Source organism: Psychroserpens burtonensis DSM 12212 (assembly GCF_000425305.1).
Lineage (GTDB): Bacteria > Bacteroidota > Bacteroidia > Flavobacteriales > Flavobacteriaceae > Psychroserpens > Psychroserpens burtonensis.
The window spans coordinates 82,389-102,681 of sequence record NZ_AUDE01000012.1; the positions used below are offsets into that span (position 1 = coordinate 82,389).

Consider the following 20,293-nt stretch of genomic DNA (forward strand, 5'->3'; position numbering starts at 1 on the left):
CTCTAAAAAACTGTAATGAAAAAACTTTTGATTCTTGTAATAACTGCCCTGCTCGCTTTGAACTGCTCAAAAAATGATGATTCTAATAATAGCCAAGAGCTTAGTAACTCAAATAAAATACTAAGTTTTATTGTAGTAGACGAAGATGAAACTTTCACAGGTACAATTAACGAAACATCTAAATCTATAACAATAATTACAAATGATGTAGATTTATCCTCATTATTGATAGCGAACATCGAAATATCACCTAATGCTACAATATCTCCATCACCAAGTACACCAAGAAATTTTAGTAATCCAGTAACCTATACTGTTACTGCGGAAAACGGAGACCAGACCACTTATGAGGCTATTGTAATAAGTGGAGACAATAAAATACTAACGTTTAGTTTTTCAATTGATGATGTAATTTATGATTCTGAAATTAATCATACTACCAAAACGATAGCTATCGAAACAACTGGTTTAGAATTAAACCCTTCTATAATTCCGAATATTACAATTTCTCCATTGGCTACCATATCACCAGATATAAGTATAGCTCAAAATTTTAATACTGATATTTCGTATACAGTTACATCCGAGAGTAATGAAGAGGCAGTTTACAACATTGAAATCACGAATACATCTCTTTCTAATGAGAAAAAAATTCTAAGCTTTCAGTTTATTGAAGATGGAGTTACTTTTGATGGAGTAATTGATCACGATGCACTAACAATTAATATAGAGTCCTATAAACAAATAACTAATATTTCACCAGTTACAACTATTTCAGAAAATGCGACTATTTCGCCAGATATTGACGAAATACAAGATTTTAGAAATGATATCACCTACACAATTACTGCTCAAGACGGAACATCTAATACCTATACAGTTTTCACCGTAGGCTATAGTATATCTAGCATGAATAGTGCAGCAAATACTTCTGACTTGATTACAAAATATTACACCAAAGCTACACCATACATAAGATGTCAATATGTTGATCCAACACTTCCAAATTCTCAATTATATCTTGAGAACGACGTGAATAGCTATGAAATGAGTACAACTGACTTTACTAGTACTGTAGGTAGTACATTTGGACAAACCTTTACTAGGTTTTATATTGATTTGCCAGATAACATTGTAACTGCAAATGATTATAAACTGCGTTTCAAAGTGGATGGAATTTTAAAAGCGGAAAGCGATTTTATGATAGATATTTTAAGTGAGAATGTTCCAGATATATTTTCATCTAATCAATCTACATACAGTTATCAAGATACTTTAACGCTAACCGGAGAAAACTTAACCCCTGGATTACGTATTGCCACTAGTAATGGTAGTATTTACCAGTACAATTCATCAAATGTAGATTTAAATTCTCAATCTACTCAATTAACCATTGAGTTAGATAACAATAGTAATATGTTCCCATCTTTTTATGGCGACCCTCCATTTAATACAGCAGTCATGTTATTTGCTAATGGTCGTTATGGAGAAACTATTTGGGTAACATTTGACTAGATAATAAAACCGTTTTCTATTTTTTTCTATCAATAACATAATTCACCATTAATTCTAATGATGATTTGTATTGAGACTCTGGATATGTTTGTAATATTTCTAAAGCTTGCCCTTGAAATTGCTTCATTTTATTGACTGCGTAATCAAGTCCGTTGTGGTCTTTCACAAAATTAATAACCTCCTTAACCCTCTTTTTATCTTTATTATGGTTCTTAATTGAATTGATCAACCAAGATTTTTCCTTTTTAGAGCAATTATTAATCACATAAATCAAAGGCAGTGTCATTTTTTGTTCTTTAATATCTATCCCTGTAGGCTTACCGATTGCTTCATTTCCATAATCAAAAAGATCATCTTTGATTTGAAATGCCATTCCAATGAGTTCTCCAAATTTCCTCATGGACTCTATATGATCAGAATTTGGTTTTACAGATGCCGCACCTAAACTACAACACGCAGCAATAAGTGTTGCTGTTTTTTGTCTGATGATTTCGTAATAGATATCCTCTGTAATGTCTAACTGTCTCGCTTTTTCAATTTGCAATAACTCTCCTTCGCTCATTTCACGGACAGCGACAGATATAATCTTTAATAAATCAAAATCATTATTATCTATGGATAGTAACAAACCTTTAGACAACAAAAAATCACCGATAAGAACTGCAATTTTATTTTTCCATAGTGCATTAATTGAGAAAAAGCCTCTCCTACGATTACTATCATCAACAACATCATCATGAACTAGGGTTGCTGTATGAATTAACTCAATAACCGAAGCACCTCTGTAAGTACGTTCATTAACTTGACCGTTATCAACCATTTTGGCTACTAAAAACACAAACATTGGTCGCATTTGTTTCCCTTTCCGGTTTACGATATAGTGCGTTATACGGTTTAATAAAGCAACTTTACTTGACATAGAAAGGAGAAACTTTTGCTCGAAGAGTTCCATCTCGTATGCTATGGGCTGTTTTATCTGTTCAGTAATTTTCATACTTGCTTAGTCTATATCTCTAAATTCCTTACTATTTAACTTCATCCAAATCTTAATAAAGGGATCACTCTCTGCCTAGGCGTTTGACATTTTAAAAACAATAGGTTCTATTATTTGGTTAGTAATCTTCAAGTATAGCTACTTTTTTTGTTGATTTCACAAAATTACTAATTAAGTACTAAAGGCTTTGAATATGCAGCGATAATTAGTAAAAACTTATGAATATGGGACTTCTCTCCTATTTCCCCTTATACTTGCTAAGCGAAAATACTTAAAACGGGTGTATAAGAACTAAAACGGTAAACTATTAATCCTTTAGTCCACTATTAGAATTGAAATAACTATAGGTTTGGTGACATTCTTTGTAGAGGATACTGAAATAAGCACAGAGGCAAATATTATTACTAATGCAGCAGAGTAAACTAACTTTATAACTGATAATTTTAGAAGTAAAAACAAATACATAATCCCCTATATAATGCATTATTAGTACAAAAGCCAACTTGAAAAAATTCCGTTGAAACCTTTACCTTAACTGCAGCAGAAAGATCTTTGACTTGCTTGCTAAATTAGCTACTTAAATATAGAACTAACCGAACACAACAAGATCTAGAATGTACTTAGAAAAGGTATTGTAAAAGAAAGCAGTAAAGATTCGCCTATACTTGAAAGCGGTGGTTCTATTATCAAGATTAAAATAGAAAGAGGATGTCTACCTCTGTTGTTTGCTAAAGTCTAGCACTTCGCTTATTCCTAAAAAAGCAACCATAATTGATTTTTTAGGAATAAGCGAAGAGACTATTTATGCTTTATTAGCCAATTGCCCACAAGCCGCATCAATATCCTTTCCACGCGATCGTCTCACGGTTACCGTAATATTATTAGCTTCTAGCATATCGACATACATGTCAATTGCTTTTGAACTTGCTTGCTGAAATTCGCCGTCATCAATAGGATTATATTCTATTAAATTAACTTTACTAGGCGCAAATTTGCAGAATTTAATCAAGGCTTCTACATCATTTTTGGTATCATTAATCCCATCCCAAACTATGTATTCATAAGTAATACGGTTTTTAGTTTTCTCATACCAATACTCTAAAGCTTCTCTTAAATCTGCTAACGGAAATGTTGCATTAAAGGGCATAATAGATGTTCTAATCTCATCAATAGCAGAATGTAAAGACACTGCAAGTTTAAACTTCACCTCATCATCAGCCATTTTCTTTATCATCTTAGGAACTCCAGATGTTGATACTACAATACGCTTTGGTGACATTGCTAGACCTTCAGGTGATGTGATTTTATCAATCGCCTTGAGGACGTTATTATAATTCATGAGTGGTTCTCCCATACCCATAAATACGATATTAGAAAGTGGCCTGTTGTGATACAATCTACTTTCCTTATCTATAACAACGACTTGATCATATATTTCATCTGGATTAAGATTTCGCATTCGTTTTAATCTTGATGTTGCGCAAAATCTACAATCTAAACTACAACCAACTTGACTAGAAACACATGCCGTAGTGCGGTTTTTAGCAGGAATTAAGACAGACTCTACAATTAAACCATCATGCAATCGTACTGCGTTTTTAATGGTCCCATCGTTACTCTTCTGTATTTGATCTACTTTAATATGATTAATAACAAAGTTGCTCTTAAGCATTTCTCTGGTTTCTTTAGAAACGTTGGTCATGTCTTCGAAGGAATGAGCACCTTTACTCCATAACCATTCATAAACTTGATTTCCACGAAACGCTTGATCTCCTTCTATGACAAAAAAGTCTCTTAATTGTTCTTTTGTTAATGCTCGTATGTCTTTCTTTTTAATATCCATATGTGTTGCAAAAGTAATCAAACCTTTTTTTCTGTTTAAGATTTAACATTAAAGTTTAAAATTTCCGAAGCATAAAAAAAGCCTTACTGTTACATAAGGCTCTATTTATAATTATAAGTAATCTATTAAATAATCAACATCGCATCACCATAGGTGTAAAAACGATATTTTTCTTTAACTGCTTCTTCGTAAGCCCTTTTCATAAAATCATGACCTGCAAATGCAGACACCATCATTAATAACGTAGATTTTGGTGTATGAAAATTAGTAATCATACTATTCGCTATACTAAACTCATAAGGAGGGAAAATAAATTTATTGGTCCATCCTGTAAATTCATTTAATGTTCCACTAGAGGATACACAACTTTCTACAGCACGCATAGCAGTAGTACCTACAGCACACACACGTCTTTTTTCAGCAATACCTTTATTAATGATATCTGTAGCCGGTTTTGTAACGTAAATTTCTTCACTATCCATTTTATGCTTAGACAAATCCTCAACCTCAACTGGGTTAAAAGTACCTAAACCAACATGAAGTGTCACTTCTGGTAACTCAACTCCTTTAATTTCTAAACGCTTAAGTAAATGCTTTGAAAAGTGCAAACCTGCAGTTGGTGCTGCTACAGCTCCTTCATTTTTAGCAAAAATAGTTTGATAACGCTCTGCATCTTCTGGTTCTACTTCCCTTTGAATATATTTTGGTAGTGGTGTTTCACCGAGTTCGGTTAATTTTCTTCTAAATTCATGGTAAGACCCGTCATACAAGAAACGTAATGTTCTTCCTCTAGAGGTTGTATTATCAATAACTTCGGCCACCAAAGTTTCATCTTCACCAAAGTATAATTTATTACCAATTCTTATTTTACGTGCTGGATCCACTAAAACATCCCAAAGGCGCTGTTCTTCATTTAATTCTCTTAATAAGAAAACTTCAATTCTCGCTCCTGTTTTTTCTTTGTTACCGTATAGACGAGCTGGAAACACTTTCGTGTTGTTCAAAATCATGACATCTCCTTCATCAAAATAATCGATGACATCTTTAAATAGCTTGTGCTCGATAGTTTGATTTTTTCTATCCAAAACCATTAGTCTAGACTCGTCTCTAATATCTGACGGACGTTCAGCTAATAATTCATCTGGAAGATCAAAATGGAAGTGTGATAATTTCATAAGTTATTGTTTAATTATTTTTAGGTCTTATACAATTTTGCCAAATAAACATCGCATCAAATTGAAATACTTATATCTCTGAATAATTACGGCAAATACATTTTTTTCAAGTTGCAAATATACAATCTCAACATAGGCCTTGTCAAGTAAAACGCAGTATTTATTTAGAAAATTTGAAACCAAGGGTTTTTAAGTCGTCCCAAAACGTTGGATATGATTTAGAAACCACCCTGTAATCTTCAATAATTACATCTGTTTTTAAGGCTAATGGAGCAAATGCCATCGCCATTCTATGGTCGTTATACGTAGCAATAGCAACGTTTTTATTCAAGGTTACTGTTTTATGAAGCGTTAACGTATCTTCTGTAATATCAATTGTTGCTCCTAATTTTTGCAATTCATTTTGAAGCGCAACTAAACGGTCTGTTTCTTTAATTTTTAATGTATGTAAACCTGTAAGATGACACTTTAAACCCAAACCTAAACATGTAACGGCAATAGTTTGAGCAATATCTGGTGAGTTATTAAGTTGAAATTCTACTGTATTGCTTTTAGAATCCTCCACTTTTTTAAGTAATATAGAATCACCTCCAAAGACTGTTTTCACACCAAATGCTATATAAATATGTGCTAGTACAGAGTCGCCTTGTAACGATTCTTCTTTGTAAGACGTCAACTTTACTTCTGTTCCAATTGGACTTAAAGCCACTATGCTATAAAAATAAGATGCCGAAGACCAATCTGATTCTACGGTAAGACTTTCTGTTTTAAGAGCATCCTTTTTTGAATTGACCTTTATTACTTGATTTTCAAAGGTTGTTTGTATCCCAACTTGGTTTAATAAGTCAAGTGTCATATTTATATACGGAATCGAAGTGATTTTACCTTCTAAGGTTAATTCTAGTCCGTTTTCTAAACGAGAGGCAATTAATAATAATGCTGAAATATACTGACTACTCACATTAGCCTTTAAAGTTACTTTATGCTTAGTAAGTTTTTTACCTTGAATCCTAATAGGCGGACAACCATAAGCCTCTGTATAAGAAATTTCTGCACCTAATTGATGTAAAGCGTCAACCAAAATTTCTATTGGTCGTTCTTTCATACGACTGGAACCAGTAAGCGCAACATTCCTGCCTTCTTTACTTGCAAAATAAGCTGTTAGAAAACGCATTGCAGTTCCTGCATGATGAATATCTAAAGTAGTTTCTTTAGAAGTTAAAGCCTTTTGCATCACTATTGAATCATCAGAGTTTGAGACGTTATTAATCTTTAATTCTGGATATAATGCTTGTAGTAGCAACAATCTATTAGACTCACTTTTTGATCCCGTGATCGTGATGTTTGATTGCTCTTTAATTACAGATTTGTGAAGTTGTATTGTCATAAAAAAAATACTTGCTCGTTTTGGCAAGTGGATAACTAGAGCGGAAGTTTTATTTTAATTTATCGTTATTGTGATGTCTGTCGTGGTCTCGTTTAGTTTTCAAATCCAATTTTTTATCGAAAGCACTTTGCAAATCAATACCTGTTTGATTTGCCAAACACAAAACTACAAAAACCACATCTGCTAACTCTTCTCCTAAGTCCTTATTTTTATCACTTTCTTTTTCGCTTTGCTCACCATATCGCCTTGCAATTATTCTTGCCACTTCACCAACCTCCTCTGTAAGTTGAGCCATATTAGTAAGCTCATTAAAATACCGTACACCATGTTCTTTAATCCATGAGTCAACTTCTAATTGTGCATTTTTGATATCCATTTTAAATCTTTTTAAGTACTATCTTTTCACTTTCTTTTTCCATGGCTTGAGCAAAAAACTGTTTAAAAAACGTATAATTCTCAGGAAGTATTAACGAGGCGTTAATATTTAACTCTACATTAACTTGAAGAAAACGTCCATTCTGATTCACTAAATATTTAAATTCACCTGTCTTATTTGCAAAATCTAGAGCTTGATTTTCTGGCAAATATTCAACATCATAACCTTCAGGAAGCATAATATTAATCATGTATTTATCAGACATTGGGTACATTAAATCAATTGGTAATTTTCGTTCGTCTTGCTTAAATGGATTTTCTTGAGTATTCAAAAAGAGTAACGGAGAAAAGTACAGTTTATCGCCTATCTCTTCAAGTGCATTATCCATTGTATACTCGTAAGTGATTTTAATGGGCTCTAATAAGCTATCCTCTCCTTCAACCTCCAAATTAGAAATAAGTACTTCACCTTTATCCTTTTCTAAAACCTTTATATAAGCTTCAGTACTTAAATCTGCATAATTATCTCTATAACTTTTGGCGATATAATCAAACTTTTGCGACCTTACTTTTCCTTCCGCAGATAAATCTGAATTTATTTTAATATTCAAGCCTGTGATATCTCTAGATACTTTGCGTGGTGTCAAATCAATCCATGTAGAGCTACCATTTTCTCTAATCACCCTTCCTTGCCAATTTAAATCTCTTATAGGTAATGTATTAAAGGTCGCATTATCTCCTGTTGCATCTAATAACGACATGATGTCTTCATCTTCAACAAAACAAATAACATAGTTAAAACCATCTCTTGTAGGAAATAATGGAATCCCGTGACTCTTTGTACTAATCAATACGGGGTTTGCTATAATCCCTGCATATCTCAGCATTGATACTAACATTAAATTAATATCGCCTACATTACCAACCCCTTCTTTATAAGCTTTTCTAACACCAGCATCTGTTGAATAACCATAGAAGCCATTCCATTTAACCTTAACTTTTACATAATTATAAATAGCAAAAGCTTTTTGAGCATTACTCTCAAGATTAGCAGTTAAAGCATCTATCTCATCTTCATAATAACCAGATCTATCTAATTGTTCTCCAAAATCATCAGACTTATAAATAGTTTTAGTTACTGCGTCCCATGAGCTTGATAAATTTTCATAAGGTTCATTAGGATATTTAATTGCTGTTAATTCTAATTTTAATTTAGCTTGATAGTTACCTAAATTATCTACAAAAGGCTCGTCTTTTAAAGCGGGTATATCTGTTTCATTGACTTTTATTACATTTTCGTTAATTGTAAATTGAGATACAGATGTATCTGAATTTCTACTACCCAAACTACCATTAGAAATGCTTGTATTGGTTATAGATTCGGACTTTGTAGACGATGACTCCTCAATTTTTGGCAGATATGTAGTTTGAGGGTTCAAGACCTTATTATAAATAAAATACTCGGGTGTTTTTACTAAAACTTCTAAGACATTAATTGGGATGGTATATTGCAATTCCAAATCGTCTATTGCTAAAAATGGTGAAGATATCTCATATGTAAATTCCACAATACAGCCCTCTTTTATATTAGGCATTGTAAATGATTTCACCTTCCAAAATTTATTTAATTCCTCATCAAAAACACCATCACTTTTAAGCTTATCGTCTTTTACTTTACCATCTACCAAATTATAGGTGTAGGCCTTAAGCTTATATAATTTTTCGCTTTCAGAATTCATCTTATCATACAACCTAACCTTCTTGGTAGCCCAACTAAAACCTTCTTTATTGTAAATTTTGATACGTTGATGAATGGTTCTAACCTGAGTAAAACCGTCACCTTTACGATAATCAAATCGCACACTTTCCCTTTTAAATAAGAGAGCAGCATTCGCTGTTGGATCTTTAGGATGTACTTTTTCTGCCAATTCCTCCTTTGATACCTTGCCAAATTTAAAGTTCTGAGCTTGTAAATTACATACTATTAGCAATACAACTGCTATAATGATGGCTTTCATAGTTTATGTTTTAGAAATCAATACCATTTTAGATTTATCATGTTTAACCATTGTTGACATGAAGGTCCTAAAATCGTCGTACGCTTCTTTTGCGTAAAAGCCTTTGTTTAAAATTTGTGTTCGCCTGTATAATAATTTACTGTCTGATAATTTTTCAATAGAAAACGAATAACTCCCAAATTTATTAGAGATATCAACTGCGTTTGGCATGGCTTCAATATCAAAGTTTGCATCTATAGTAATGATAAATTCATCTACATCTTTGTACCCTCTTTCTACTTCAAAATCTAAAGTTCTCTTTTTATATCGCGTAGGAATTCGAGTTACTCTATTAAAGGCATTAGGCTGAAACAGTAAACGCTTACCACTTTTTATAGCAAAACTAGAAGAAGACACACTTACGTCCTCAATAAAAACAACACGATCTTTATCATTTGTGAATTTTATATTTTCTACGGAAAGGTTATTTATATAATCCCAATAGCCTTTAAAATGTAATTCTTGTTCTCGTAATGATTTATTTTGATTCCCTTCATGAAGCGCATATTGATAACCTTGAGTTTTAATCGTTACATCTGCTGAAATTGATCCATCCGAAGCAATAGTTATCATTGCATTTGTAGATTGCAAATTATCTTTTGTAGCATACACCGTTGTATGTATAATTTCACCTCCCTCTGGAGTAATCAATAAAGCATCTCTATCATCTGTAAAACCAGCGGTAAAACCAAATGGATTTGTTTGGCTGGTGCATTCTAACCAAATATCTTTAGTCTCATTTGGTATGCATAATACTGCGTGGTTACCCTCAGTAGCAGAAAATTCATTATCAAAACTGGTAATAGCTTTACCTCCATAAATAACTGCATAATAAGACGTTACACCTACCTCATCCAAAAGCGCTTTTGTATAATTAGACAAACCTTTACAATCAGCATAACCTAGGCGTTCTACATCTCCAGCCAGCATAGGTTTCCATCCTCCAATACCCACTTGTACGCTTATATAACGGGTTTTATTTTGCATGTAATTATAAACAATCTTTGCTTTCTCAGCATCTGTAGTTGCATCTTTAGCCAAGGCTTTAACTTCTTCTTTTATGATTTCTGGTATAACTTCTGTACCTGTTAACAGCTCGTCATACATCCATTTACCAAAATCTTGCCAGTTATTATTTAGACCTTTAACGCCTTCCATTTCAAAATCTACTAGTGCTGCTCTTACCATGGGTGCGTAGCTTTTAAAAGACGGACTATAAGCTTCTGGTTTTATCGACTTTAGATTTTGAGCAGAATAATGGAACTCACTATGAGTTTCAATAGCATAGCCATCAAGGTTGATTGCTTTAATCTTAACTTCTGTATCTGAGTTATTAATAATTTTATATTCTGAGTTTTCTGTGCTGACATAAAAACCTCCAATAGGTCTCCAAGATGGAACGAAAGCTGTACTTCTATAATTTACCTGAGTTTCTATAACAATAGTATATGGATAATTTGTTGGTGTGTAATTCAAATACTTTACTCGATTATCTGAGTAAAGCGTCCCACCACTTACAGCACTTGCATCTTCAAAATCTTTTTCTCTATATTTCTTAATCTCCTCACCATTGCTATCGTAGATTCTGGCTTCTAAGTTTTTAATCTTTCTATTGTCATCATACCCTACAACAGCACCTTGATCTGAAAGGCCATTTTCATTATATACTGTCACAATACGTTTATTGCTATATAAAAAATCATTGAAAGACTCAACCTCAATAAGTGTATTGTCATACCTAACAACTGCGTTAGCCTTAACTCTTAATTGAATAGGAATTGTAGATGATTTAAGTAGTTCTTCATCTTGGGCATTTGTAGTGGTTGATAGTACTATTGCAAACAATATTACAGAGAGTTTTAAGGGCATAAAAAGCGTTTAAGTTCAGGTCGTTACCAAATATAGAAAATATACTTTAACAGTACGTGCGGAAAACCGTAAAGTCATCATAATTAATTAGCAGTCAGCTTTTATTTAAAAAAAAATGTATCAATAAAATGATACCACATGGTATTGCTATGTATTGAATCTCACTCAAAATGACTCTAACGCCCCATTCTGACAAAAACTTCTCAACTCCAATTGGCGACACTTTTATCTCCCTAAAAGGAAAGAAATATCGAGCATTATCAAAAGGGATTAAAAAACCCACACCTTCTCCTCCACTGGTCATGGCATCTAATACCCCATGAGAAATAGTTGATAAAAATAAAACAACAGTAAAAATAAATGGCCTAGATTTTCCGAACAAAAAAGTAAGTAATCCAGTCCATAATAAAGCAAACAAAATAGAATGAGTAAAGCCTCGATGGCCTAAAGGATGTAAATAATCTATACCAAATAAAAATCCTAGAACGTCCAAATCTGGCAGTACAGAAGACCCAATGGCTAGAAAAACTAACAACTTACTAGATTTAGAATCTACAACTTTCGCAACGGTATAAGCCACTAAGCTGTGTCCAAAAATTGATGCCATTACGCCTTATCCTTAGTGTCAATTATGATGGTAACAGGACCATCGTTGAGCATTTCCACTTTCATGTCTGCCCCAAATTGACCCGTTTGCACTTTTTTACTTAAATCTATTTCTAATTGTTGTACAAAGGCTTCATATAGAGGAATAGCTAAATCTGGTTTAGCTGCGTGAATATAACTTGGTCGGTTTCCTTTTTTTGTACTCGCATGAAGTGTGAATTGACTCACAACAATAGCATCACCTTGGGTTTGAAGCAATGATGTATTCATAACACCATCATTATCTGAAAAAATACGAAGATTCGAAATTTTATTAGATAGCCATTTGATATCCTCTTGAGAATCATCACTAACAATCCCAAGAAGCACCAATATACCTGAATTGATATTCGCTACTTTTTGTCCGCCAATAGTTACTGAAGCTTTTAATACGCGCTGAATGACTGCTTTCAAAATAATTAAGATTTAAAATTCAATATTCAGATGTACTGCAAATCAAATACCGCTTGCTATATACTAGTTACTTTTCTTCCCAATTATCAGTCCTATAGTGCTCGTCTTCACCTTCTAAAATTTTAAGATAGCTACGATATCTAGAATATGAAATCTCATCGTCCTCTAATGCGTCTTTCACTGCACATTTAGGCTCTTCTACGTGAAGACAATTATTGAATTTGCAGTGTTGTTTAAGTTTAAAAAATTCTGGAAAGTAATCAGCGACTTCTTCCTTATCTATATCCACAATACCAAAACCTTTAATCCCTGGTGTGTCAATAATTTTAGCATCAAAACTCAAGTCAAACATTTCTGCAAAGGTTGTCGTATGCTGCCCTTGACTGTGTTGAGAGGAAATGGCTTTCGTTTTTAAATCTAATCCAGGTTCAATGGCATTAACCAGTGTTGATTTTCCAACACCAGAGTGGCCAGCAAACATGCTTACCTTGTCTATCATTAATGCTTTGACCTTATCTATGTTTTTTCCTGTTTCCGCAGAAATACCAATGCATTCATATCCTACCTTTCTATATACATGAGCTAAATATTTCACCTCATCTAAAGTCTCTTGACTATACGTATCTACTTTATTAAAAAGCAATACTGTTTTTACATGATAAGCTTCTGCAGTAACCAAAAAACGGTCTATAAAACTTGTGAAAGTTGGCGGATTATCAATGGTAATTAACAAAAACACTTGATCTACATTGGATGCAATAATGTGAGTTTGTTTGGATAGATTAACCGATTTACGAACAATATAATTAGAACGGTCATGAATCTTGTGGATCACGCCTGTTACATCATCATTATTGGTCTCCAATTCAAAATCCACAATATCACCAACCGCAATGGGATTCGTACTTTTAATACCTTTTAATCGGAATTTACCTTTGATTCTGCATTGATAAGTAGCACCAAGATTAGTTTTCACGGTGTACCAGCTTCCTGTAGATTTATAAACGAGTCCTGTCATTAAAACAAAGATGCTAATAATTAGCGTTTAAAACAATAAAAAAAAGGCCATCACTTGATGGTCTTTAATTCTATGTAAATTAAAATGTTAGTTTATGATCATACGACCTAACTTATCTTCAGATTTTCTTGAAGAGTAAATAAGATACTCTTTGTTGCTTTTTATATAATAAACTCCTGGTCTCAAGATTAATTGATCTTCTTGTAATTCTTCTGGGTCAATTCTAGTGATATCGCCATTAACTTTATTAAAAGTGAAGGCTGTTGGTATTGCTTTGTTGTAGTTTCCTAATTTTTTAATCTCTTCAATATCTGTAATACCTATATTTTTTTTGTTGTCATTAAAAACAACTGTAAGCTCCCCATTGGTGTAAATTGGAATAGCTCCTAAATACTCTGGTCCTTTTCCTAAAACCGCCAAAGGGATTGCAATACCTACTCCTACTGAAAAATTAGAACCATTTGAAAACCCATACATACCAATTGACATAGTGGTAAAGCTTGCTCTTTGGTCCTTGGCAATGACATTTGCCCATTCTACAGACCCATCAGCATTTAATGATGTCACAATAATTTCATTGGTGAAAAATGTGATAGGAGTGAAACTAATACCAAGACCTCCAATACCAATACCTGAAGAACTCCCAATGATTGATTGTCTATATTCTGCAAGAAAAATTAAACCTCCATTTTCTTTTTCAATTAAACTATGCGTCGAATAGAAAGGTAGTATATCCTTATTCTTTTTAGCTCTGCGCTCTCCAATGAGTTTAACTTTCGTGTCAAAATCAAAAATATTAAATTTCAAGTTAGTGACTTCGTTTGAAGAGCCGTCTATAGTTGCTGAATAAATACCTTTTAATTTCCAATTTGCTTTTCCGCGCTTATTAACACTAGAATAAAAACCAACTAAATTGAGTGTATTATTTGCGGTCATTAACATTTCACAATTAATAACTTCTTTCCCTGTAAAGTCTATTTTAATAACTTCTTTATTATAGCTACTAGCTCCTTTAAAGGCATGAACTTCAAATTTTTCAATATTCTTTTTTGCTTTTCTATCTCTATAACTTTCATTAATTACAAGAAAGATATCGTCTTCCTGAGTGATATCAAAATCTGAAATTGTAAATTCTAAATCCTTTCTATCTTCAAATGATACTTTTTCTAAATGCGATGTAACGATGTCTAAATTTTCATTAATAAGCTTAATTTCATATTGCATGATTTCCTCTTTATCAAATAGAGATGCATGCATTATTAAAAGTTTATCTAGATTAGGTGAGTATTTAAAATAGAAAGCACCTTTCTCTCTGTTTTTAGTAACCTTGGTTGAAAATAACTTTTTAGTGTTTGTTGTTAACTTTCCATCTTTAGAGATTTCTACAGCCAACAAATTATTAACTTTATTTTTTCTATCATAAACGCTACCAATAATATAAATTCTATTATTTAAAACAGCGATTTCTTCAAAGTTTGGTTCTTTATCAATAAAATCATCCATTTCAATTTCATTAACAGAAATTAAATCCATGTCTACAGAACTAAACACTTTAATATAAAAGTTTTTCCCTTTGGTTGCTAAGGTGTAAATTTTACCATTAGTCTCTCCAGCTATTTTAACAATTTTTTCTTTGTCGGCCTCAATTTCTTTTCCGTGAGTAATTGTAATTGGCCCTAATTGTCCTTGAGCATTTACCGTAGTATAAGACACTAATATCAGTAAAATAAATGTAATTCTTTTAAGCATATAATCTAGATATTGAATTTGAAAGAGAATTCTTTCACGAACAAAAATATACTTTTTATTGACTTTTTAGTTTAGATTGACAGTAATCTACATTCTAATTACTCTTTTAGCAGCAATTCGAACCCCATTAGAAGACACACTAATAATATAAATTCCAGATGATGGACTTGATAAATCAACAATAATATTAGACCTGAGCTTTCCTTCTGTTCCATTTAAAAGAATACGCCCTGTTATATCTGCTCCCATTATATTTACTTCAGAAACATCTTCTAAAAGCTTAATTTTAAAGATACCATCCTTTGATGGGTTTGGGTAGAGTTTAATGATTTCAGACTCGATTTTTCGCACTGAAGCGTCTTGAATAGCACTTACACCACGACGTCCACACCCACATATAAGATAACAACTAACGGTAGTGCAACTTATTGCTCCTGTATGCGCATAAATTAATACTGAATCTAACTCCTCATAGCTATCAAAAACCATATCAATTGTCGTTAGCTCACCTACTAAAACTTCTTTGGTCTTGTAACCTAAATAAGAAAACTGTAAGATATCTGTAGGATTGGCCTCAATCAAAAATTTTCCATCGTCATTTGAAGATGTTCCTGTTTTTGAGTTTTTAATAGTAATATGAGCTAAAGGTAATTGACCTAAATCATCTGAAACTGCACCTTTAATGAGGGCCTGAGCAGATGTTCCTAATGCGATTAATACTGCACATAACACCAGTAATGTTAATTTCATCATATGAGTTTTAAATTATGAATCAAACCTAGATGAAATCTAGAATTTATAAAACCAATAGTGAGTAAAACATACTTTTGGGTGAGTATAACGCATAAAAAAGCCTCAAGTTAATGAGGCTCTAAAATTTATGGATAAAGGACTAACCGTTGATGACTTTTTCTTGATGGTTAATGGACTCTTGATGAATTGCTTTAAACATGCGTAAAATAAATTCTTCACTCAGTCCTTTTTCATCACCATGTAAAACCATTTTACCTAAAATCTCATTCCATCGCTTGCTCTGCAACACTGCAACATTTTTTTGTTTTTTAAGTCCGCCAATACCATCGGCAACCTTCATTCGTTTGCCTAATAATTCTATGATTTGATTATCAACCACATCAATTTGAGCTCTTAAATTATCGAGATCTTTATTAAACGCTGCTTCAGGATCTGATTCTTTTCTAATTTTCAAATCGTCCATGATACGAATTAATGTCTTTGGTGTTACTTGCTGAGCAGCATCACTCCAAGCGTTATCTGGGTCAAAATGAGTTTCTATCATTAAACCGTCAAAATTAAGATCTAATGCCGTTTGAGATACATCAAAAATCATATCTCTCTTACCAGTAATATGCGATGGATCATTGATTAATGGTAAATCTGGAAATTTATTTTGAAACTCAATAGCTATTTGCCATTCAGGAATATTTCTATACTTCGTTTTCTCATAAGTAGAGAACCCTCTGTGAATTGCTCCTAAATTTTTAATTCCTGCAGTATATAACCTTTCAATACCACCTAACCATAAAGCTAAATCTGGATTTACTGGATTTTTCACTAATACTATTTTATCTGTCCCTTTAAGAGCATCTGCAATTTCTTGCATTATAAAAGGACTCACTGTAGAACGCGCACCAATCCATAATAAATCAATATCATGCTCTAGAGCTAATTCTACATGGTTTCTATTGGCCACTTCTGTACAGGTTTTCATCCCTGTTTCTGCTTTTACTTTTTGTAACCATTTTAAACCTAAAGCACCAACACCTTCAAAATTGCCTGGACGTGTTCTTGGTTTCCAGATACCTGCTCTAAAATAATTAACGTCTGTATCCTTAAGCTCATGCGCTATTTTTAAAACTTGTTCTTCAGTCTCTGCACTGCACGGTCCTGCAATAACTAGTGGATGATCTAATCCTAGATTATCTAACCATGTTCTCATTTCTTTTTTATTTTCCATTGCATTTGATCTTTTGGTTCTGTTTCCCTAAGAAAACAAAGTCAATTTAATTTTATTTCTACGTCGTGTTATTATCTTTTAAACCAATCCTTTTAAAATATCTTTGATATGGTTTGTGTTTTTCATTTCATTATAAATGGCATCAAAATCTTCTGCTTCCATCAATGCTTTAAAATGCTTTAAATTATTAATGTATTCATCTAATGTTTCAATAACATTCTCTCTGTTTTGCTTAAATATTGGTGTCCACATTGCTGGTGAACTTTTTGCCAATCGCACTGTACTTTCAAAACCACTTCCTGCCATATCAAAAATATCGCGCTCATTTCTCTCTTTATCTATCACTGTTTTACCTAACATAAATGAGCTAATATGTGATAAATGAGACACATAAGCAATATGCTTATCATGAGCTTCAGGATTCATATAACGTATCCGCATACCTAAGTCTCTAAAAAGCTGTAAAGCTTTCTCTTGAAGTTTAAATGTTGTCTTTTCTACCTCGCAAATGATATTTGTTTTCTTATCAAATAAATGTGCAATAGCCGCTTTTGGACCAGAAAACTCAGTTCCTGCAATGGGATGTGTTGCTAAAAAATGACGTCGGTTTTTATGATTTTCAACAGACTTACAAACTGGGAACTTTGTAGAACCAACATCAATAACTAGAGTTTGCTCGCCTATCCTATCTAAAACCTTCGGCAACTCTATAACCGCTTTATCCACAGGAATTGAAAGTATGACCAAGTCTGCATTATACAAATCATCATAAGTTGCTTTTTCATCAATTAAATTGAGATTTAAAGCCTCATCAAGATGACTCTCATTAGAATCAATACCAAAGATTTTAGCACCTACATAATTAGACTTAATGTCTATTGCTAAACTTCCGCCAATTAATCCAATACCAATGATGTATATGTTATTCATATCTAAATTTCGTTTCTACGGAAATATTATAATTCAGGAGTTGCTATTCTTCCGAAGAAAAATAAATAGTTTCTATGTTAACCTTTCTAGTGCTTCTTCTAATTGATCTATGGAAGCACATAATGAAATTCTTATATAGCCTTTCCCGTTACTCCCAAAAATGGTCCCTGGTGTTATAAAAATTGACTTTTCTTTTAATATCAAATCAATATATGCTTCTGCTTCTATGTGCTCTGGAAACTTAGCCCAAACAAACAATCCTGTTGCACCTTTATTGTAAGTGCAATTCAATGCCTCTGCAATTTTCCAGACGATTTTACGACGTTGCTCATATACACTATTCAAACTTGTGAACCACATGTCTGAACATTTTAAGGCTTCTATAGCTCCTTTTTGAATTCCTAAAAACATCCCAGAATCCATATTACTCTTTACACGTAATACAGCATCTATATAATCATGTCTTCCCAGCAACATGCCTACTCGCCATCCAGCCATATTAAAAGTTTTACTCAAAGAGTTTAACTCTAAACAGACCTCTTTTGCATCCTTATACTTTAAAATACTCCTAGGAAAGCGATTAAGGACAAAACTGTAAGGATTATCATTAACTATTAGAATATTATAGCGTTTGCCAAACTGTATTAATTCTTCAAATAATTTAGCAGATCCATTCTCTCCAGTTGGCATATGCGGATAATTTACCCACATAATTTTCACGTTTTCAACACCTCTTTTTGCTAAAGACACCAAATCTGGACACCAATTAGACTCTGCTTTTAAGTCATAAAAAACGGGAACTGCTCCAACTAAATTAGTTACTGATTTATACGTTGGATAACCAGGGTTTGGAATCAAAACCTCGTCACCTACATTTAAAAACGCCATTGATATATGTAAAATTCCTTCTTTACTTCCCATAAGAGGAAGTACTTCGGTATGCGCACTTATAGATACTTGGAAATGTGTTTTATAAAAATCCGCAATGGCTTCTCTCAATTCAGGAATCCCTTGGTAGCTTTGATATTTGTGCGCTGCATCGTCTTCAAAAGTTTCTACAAGTGCATTGAGTACTGCTTCTGGAGGATCCATATCTGGACTTCCAATCCCCAAATTGATAATTGGCTTGCCTTGAGACATGAGCAGACGCACTTCTCTCAATTTCTTCGAAAAGTAGTATTCTTCTACATTTTGTAAACGTTTAGCAACTTGTATCATAGTCTCGCATTTTTATATTCTCCCAAAACTTTGAAGTCTTGCGTCATAATTTTCAAAATTGATTTGGCTTTATCATAGTCTTTATAAGACTCAAAAGTTATATCGACGAAAAAGGCATATTTCCAAGGGGTTTCTATTTTAGGAAGTGATTGAATCTTGGTTAAATTTAACTTACAATCACTCAATACATTTAAAATAGCCGCTAAACTTCCTCTTTTATGCTCTAATTCAAATTTTATAGAGGCCTTATTAATTTTATTTTCGGGTATTTCAGAATTTTTAGTCTTGACAACAAAGAAACGTGTTTCGTTATGTTTGATTGTTTGAATACTCTCACAAAGTATCTCAAGATCGAATAATTGGGATGCCATACGTGATGCAATAGCGGCAATATTTCTAGTTTTATTATTCTGAATCCTCTGTGCTACTTGAGCGGTATCTATATCCTCTATTAATTTGATGTGTGGATACTGCTTAAAAAACACCTTACACTGCAATAAAGCCATAGGATGCGAGTAGACCTCTTTAATATCCTCTATAGTTTGATCAGGCCATGCCATTAAATGATGTTGGATATCTAAATAATGTTCTCCTACAATATACAAATCATGTGTATCTATGAGTGCATAATTTGGAATAATGGATCCTGCTATAGAATTCTCGATTGCCATTATGGCTGCATCACTTTTACCATTTAAAACACTATCAATTACAGCATCAAACGTCATACACTCATCCACTAAGATAGTCTCGTCAAAATAGTGTTGAGACACAATGTGATGAAAAGAACCCTTCACTCCTTGTATGGCTACTTTTTTAATCAATCTCTTTTAAATTTTCAAATAATTATATAAAAAAAGTCCCGATTTTCATCGAGACTCATATTAAATTTATTTCTAATAAATTATACATACGAGGTCTCTATCTTTTCGTTAAAAAAGAAATAAAACCAGTTATGATATGTATGATTTGTTGTATTCATTTGTGTTACTAATAAAAACAGGCACCTTTATTAAGATGCTAATGTACTTATATTTTTAAGAAATTAAAATTGTAAAACTATTTTTTTAGATTTTACGTTTCATAATTAAAGAATTCATAAATTAAACTATCTCATTAGCAATAATTA

The 20,293-nt window shown here is 32.7% G+C and carries 17 protein-coding genes; 1 reads left to right on the plus strand and 16 read right to left on the minus strand.

Annotated elements, in window-relative coordinates:
- Positions 1 to 15: 15 nt before the first annotated feature.
- Entirely contained in the window at positions 16 to 1,515 is a 1,500-nt protein-coding gene (locus H593_RS0105690; RefSeq protein ID WP_028871552.1) for a DUF5018 domain-containing protein, read from the plus strand.
- 16 nt (positions 1,516 to 1,531) lie between these two features.
- Here the strand turns inward: H593_RS0105690 and H593_RS0105695 are convergent, their stop codons facing one another.
- From H593_RS0105695 to H593_RS0105770, 16 genes are all read right to left on the minus strand, one after another.
- Positions 1,532 to 2,509 carry a polyprenyl synthetase family protein gene (locus H593_RS0105695; RefSeq protein ID WP_028871553.1) on the minus strand — a complete coding sequence of 326 codons (978 nt, stop codon included), beginning with the start codon at positions 2,507 to 2,509 and terminating at the stop codon, positions 1,532 to 1,534.
- An 802-nt stretch (positions 2,510 to 3,311) separates the two neighbouring features.
- Positions 3,312 to 4,352, minus strand: a complete 1,041-nt coding sequence (gene rlmN, locus H593_RS0105700) for a dual-specificity RNA methyltransferase RlmN (protein ID WP_028871554.1) — start codon at positions 4,350 to 4,352, stop codon at positions 3,312 to 3,314.
- A gap of 125 nt (positions 4,353 to 4,477) precedes the next feature.
- A complete protein-coding gene (gene queA, locus H593_RS0105705; RefSeq protein ID WP_028871555.1) occupies positions 4,478 to 5,527 on the minus strand; it encodes a tRNA preQ1(34) S-adenosylmethionine ribosyltransferase-isomerase QueA in 1,050 nt (349 codons plus the stop codon).
- A 160-nt stretch (positions 5,528 to 5,687) separates the two neighbouring features.
- Positions 5,688 to 6,914: a 3-phosphoshikimate 1-carboxyvinyltransferase gene (locus tag H593_RS0105710; RefSeq protein WP_028871556.1), complete on the minus strand. Its 1,227-nt coding sequence runs from the start codon at positions 6,912 to 6,914 to the stop codon at positions 5,688 to 5,690.
- 49 nt (positions 6,915 to 6,963) lie between these two features.
- Positions 6,964 to 7,290 carry a nucleotide pyrophosphohydrolase gene (locus H593_RS0105715; RefSeq protein WP_028871557.1) on the minus strand — a complete coding sequence of 109 codons (327 nt, stop codon included), beginning with the start codon at positions 7,288 to 7,290 and terminating at the stop codon, positions 6,964 to 6,966.
- Between the two features lies 1 nt (position 7,291).
- Complete coding sequence (locus H593_RS0105720; protein ID WP_028871558.1) at positions 7,292 to 9,307, minus strand: transglutaminase domain-containing protein; 2,016 nt, start codon at positions 9,305 to 9,307, stop codon at positions 7,292 to 7,294.
- Between the two features lie 3 nt (positions 9,308 to 9,310).
- Entirely contained in the window at positions 9,311 to 11,215 is a 1,905-nt protein-coding gene (locus tag H593_RS0105725; protein ID WP_028871559.1) for a DUF3857 domain-containing protein, read from the minus strand.
- Between the two features lie 94 nt (positions 11,216 to 11,309).
- The gene (locus tag H593_RS0105730; RefSeq protein WP_028871560.1) at positions 11,310 to 11,822 is read right to left on the minus strand and encodes a metal-dependent hydrolase; all 513 of its coding nucleotides are present in this window, start codon (positions 11,820 to 11,822) and stop codon (positions 11,310 to 11,312) included.
- Complete coding sequence (dtd, locus tag H593_RS0105735) at positions 11,822 to 12,274, minus strand: D-aminoacyl-tRNA deacylase (RefSeq protein WP_028871561.1); 453 nt, start codon at positions 12,272 to 12,274, stop codon at positions 11,822 to 11,824. The genes H593_RS0105730 and dtd overlap by 1 nt, the downstream gene beginning before the upstream one ends.
- A gap of 67 nt (positions 12,275 to 12,341) precedes the next feature.
- Complete coding sequence (gene rsgA / locus H593_RS0105740; protein WP_028871562.1) at positions 12,342 to 13,292, minus strand: ribosome small subunit-dependent GTPase A; 951 nt, start codon at positions 13,290 to 13,292, stop codon at positions 12,342 to 12,344.
- A gap of 87 nt (positions 13,293 to 13,379) precedes the next feature.
- Entirely contained in the window at positions 13,380 to 15,041 is a 1,662-nt protein-coding gene (locus tag H593_RS0105745; protein WP_028871563.1) for a hypothetical protein, read from the minus strand.
- Between the two features lie 87 nt (positions 15,042 to 15,128).
- Positions 15,129 to 15,794, minus strand: coding sequence for a carboxypeptidase-like regulatory domain-containing protein (locus H593_RS0105750; protein WP_037051600.1), 666 nt, complete (start codon positions 15,792 to 15,794; stop codon positions 15,129 to 15,131).
- A 139-nt stretch (positions 15,795 to 15,933) separates the two neighbouring features.
- Positions 15,934 to 17,016: a bifunctional 3-deoxy-7-phosphoheptulonate synthase/chorismate mutase type II gene (locus H593_RS0105755; protein WP_028871565.1), complete on the minus strand. Its 1,083-nt coding sequence runs from the start codon at positions 17,014 to 17,016 to the stop codon at positions 15,934 to 15,936.
- Positions 17,017 to 17,094: 78 nt separating this feature from the next.
- Positions 17,095 to 17,946, minus strand: a complete 852-nt coding sequence (locus H593_RS0105760) for a prephenate dehydrogenase (RefSeq protein WP_028871566.1) — start codon at positions 17,944 to 17,946, stop codon at positions 17,095 to 17,097.
- A gap of 72 nt (positions 17,947 to 18,018) precedes the next feature.
- Positions 18,019 to 19,164, minus strand: a complete 1,146-nt coding sequence (locus H593_RS0105765; protein WP_028871567.1) for a pyridoxal phosphate-dependent aminotransferase — start codon at positions 19,162 to 19,164, stop codon at positions 18,019 to 18,021.
- Entirely contained in the window at positions 19,161 to 19,988 is an 828-nt protein-coding gene (locus H593_RS0105770; protein ID WP_028871568.1) for a prephenate dehydratase, read from the minus strand. Before H593_RS0105770 ends, H593_RS0105765 begins: the two co-directional genes overlap by 4 nt.
- Positions 19,989 to 20,293 lie beyond the last annotated feature (305 nt).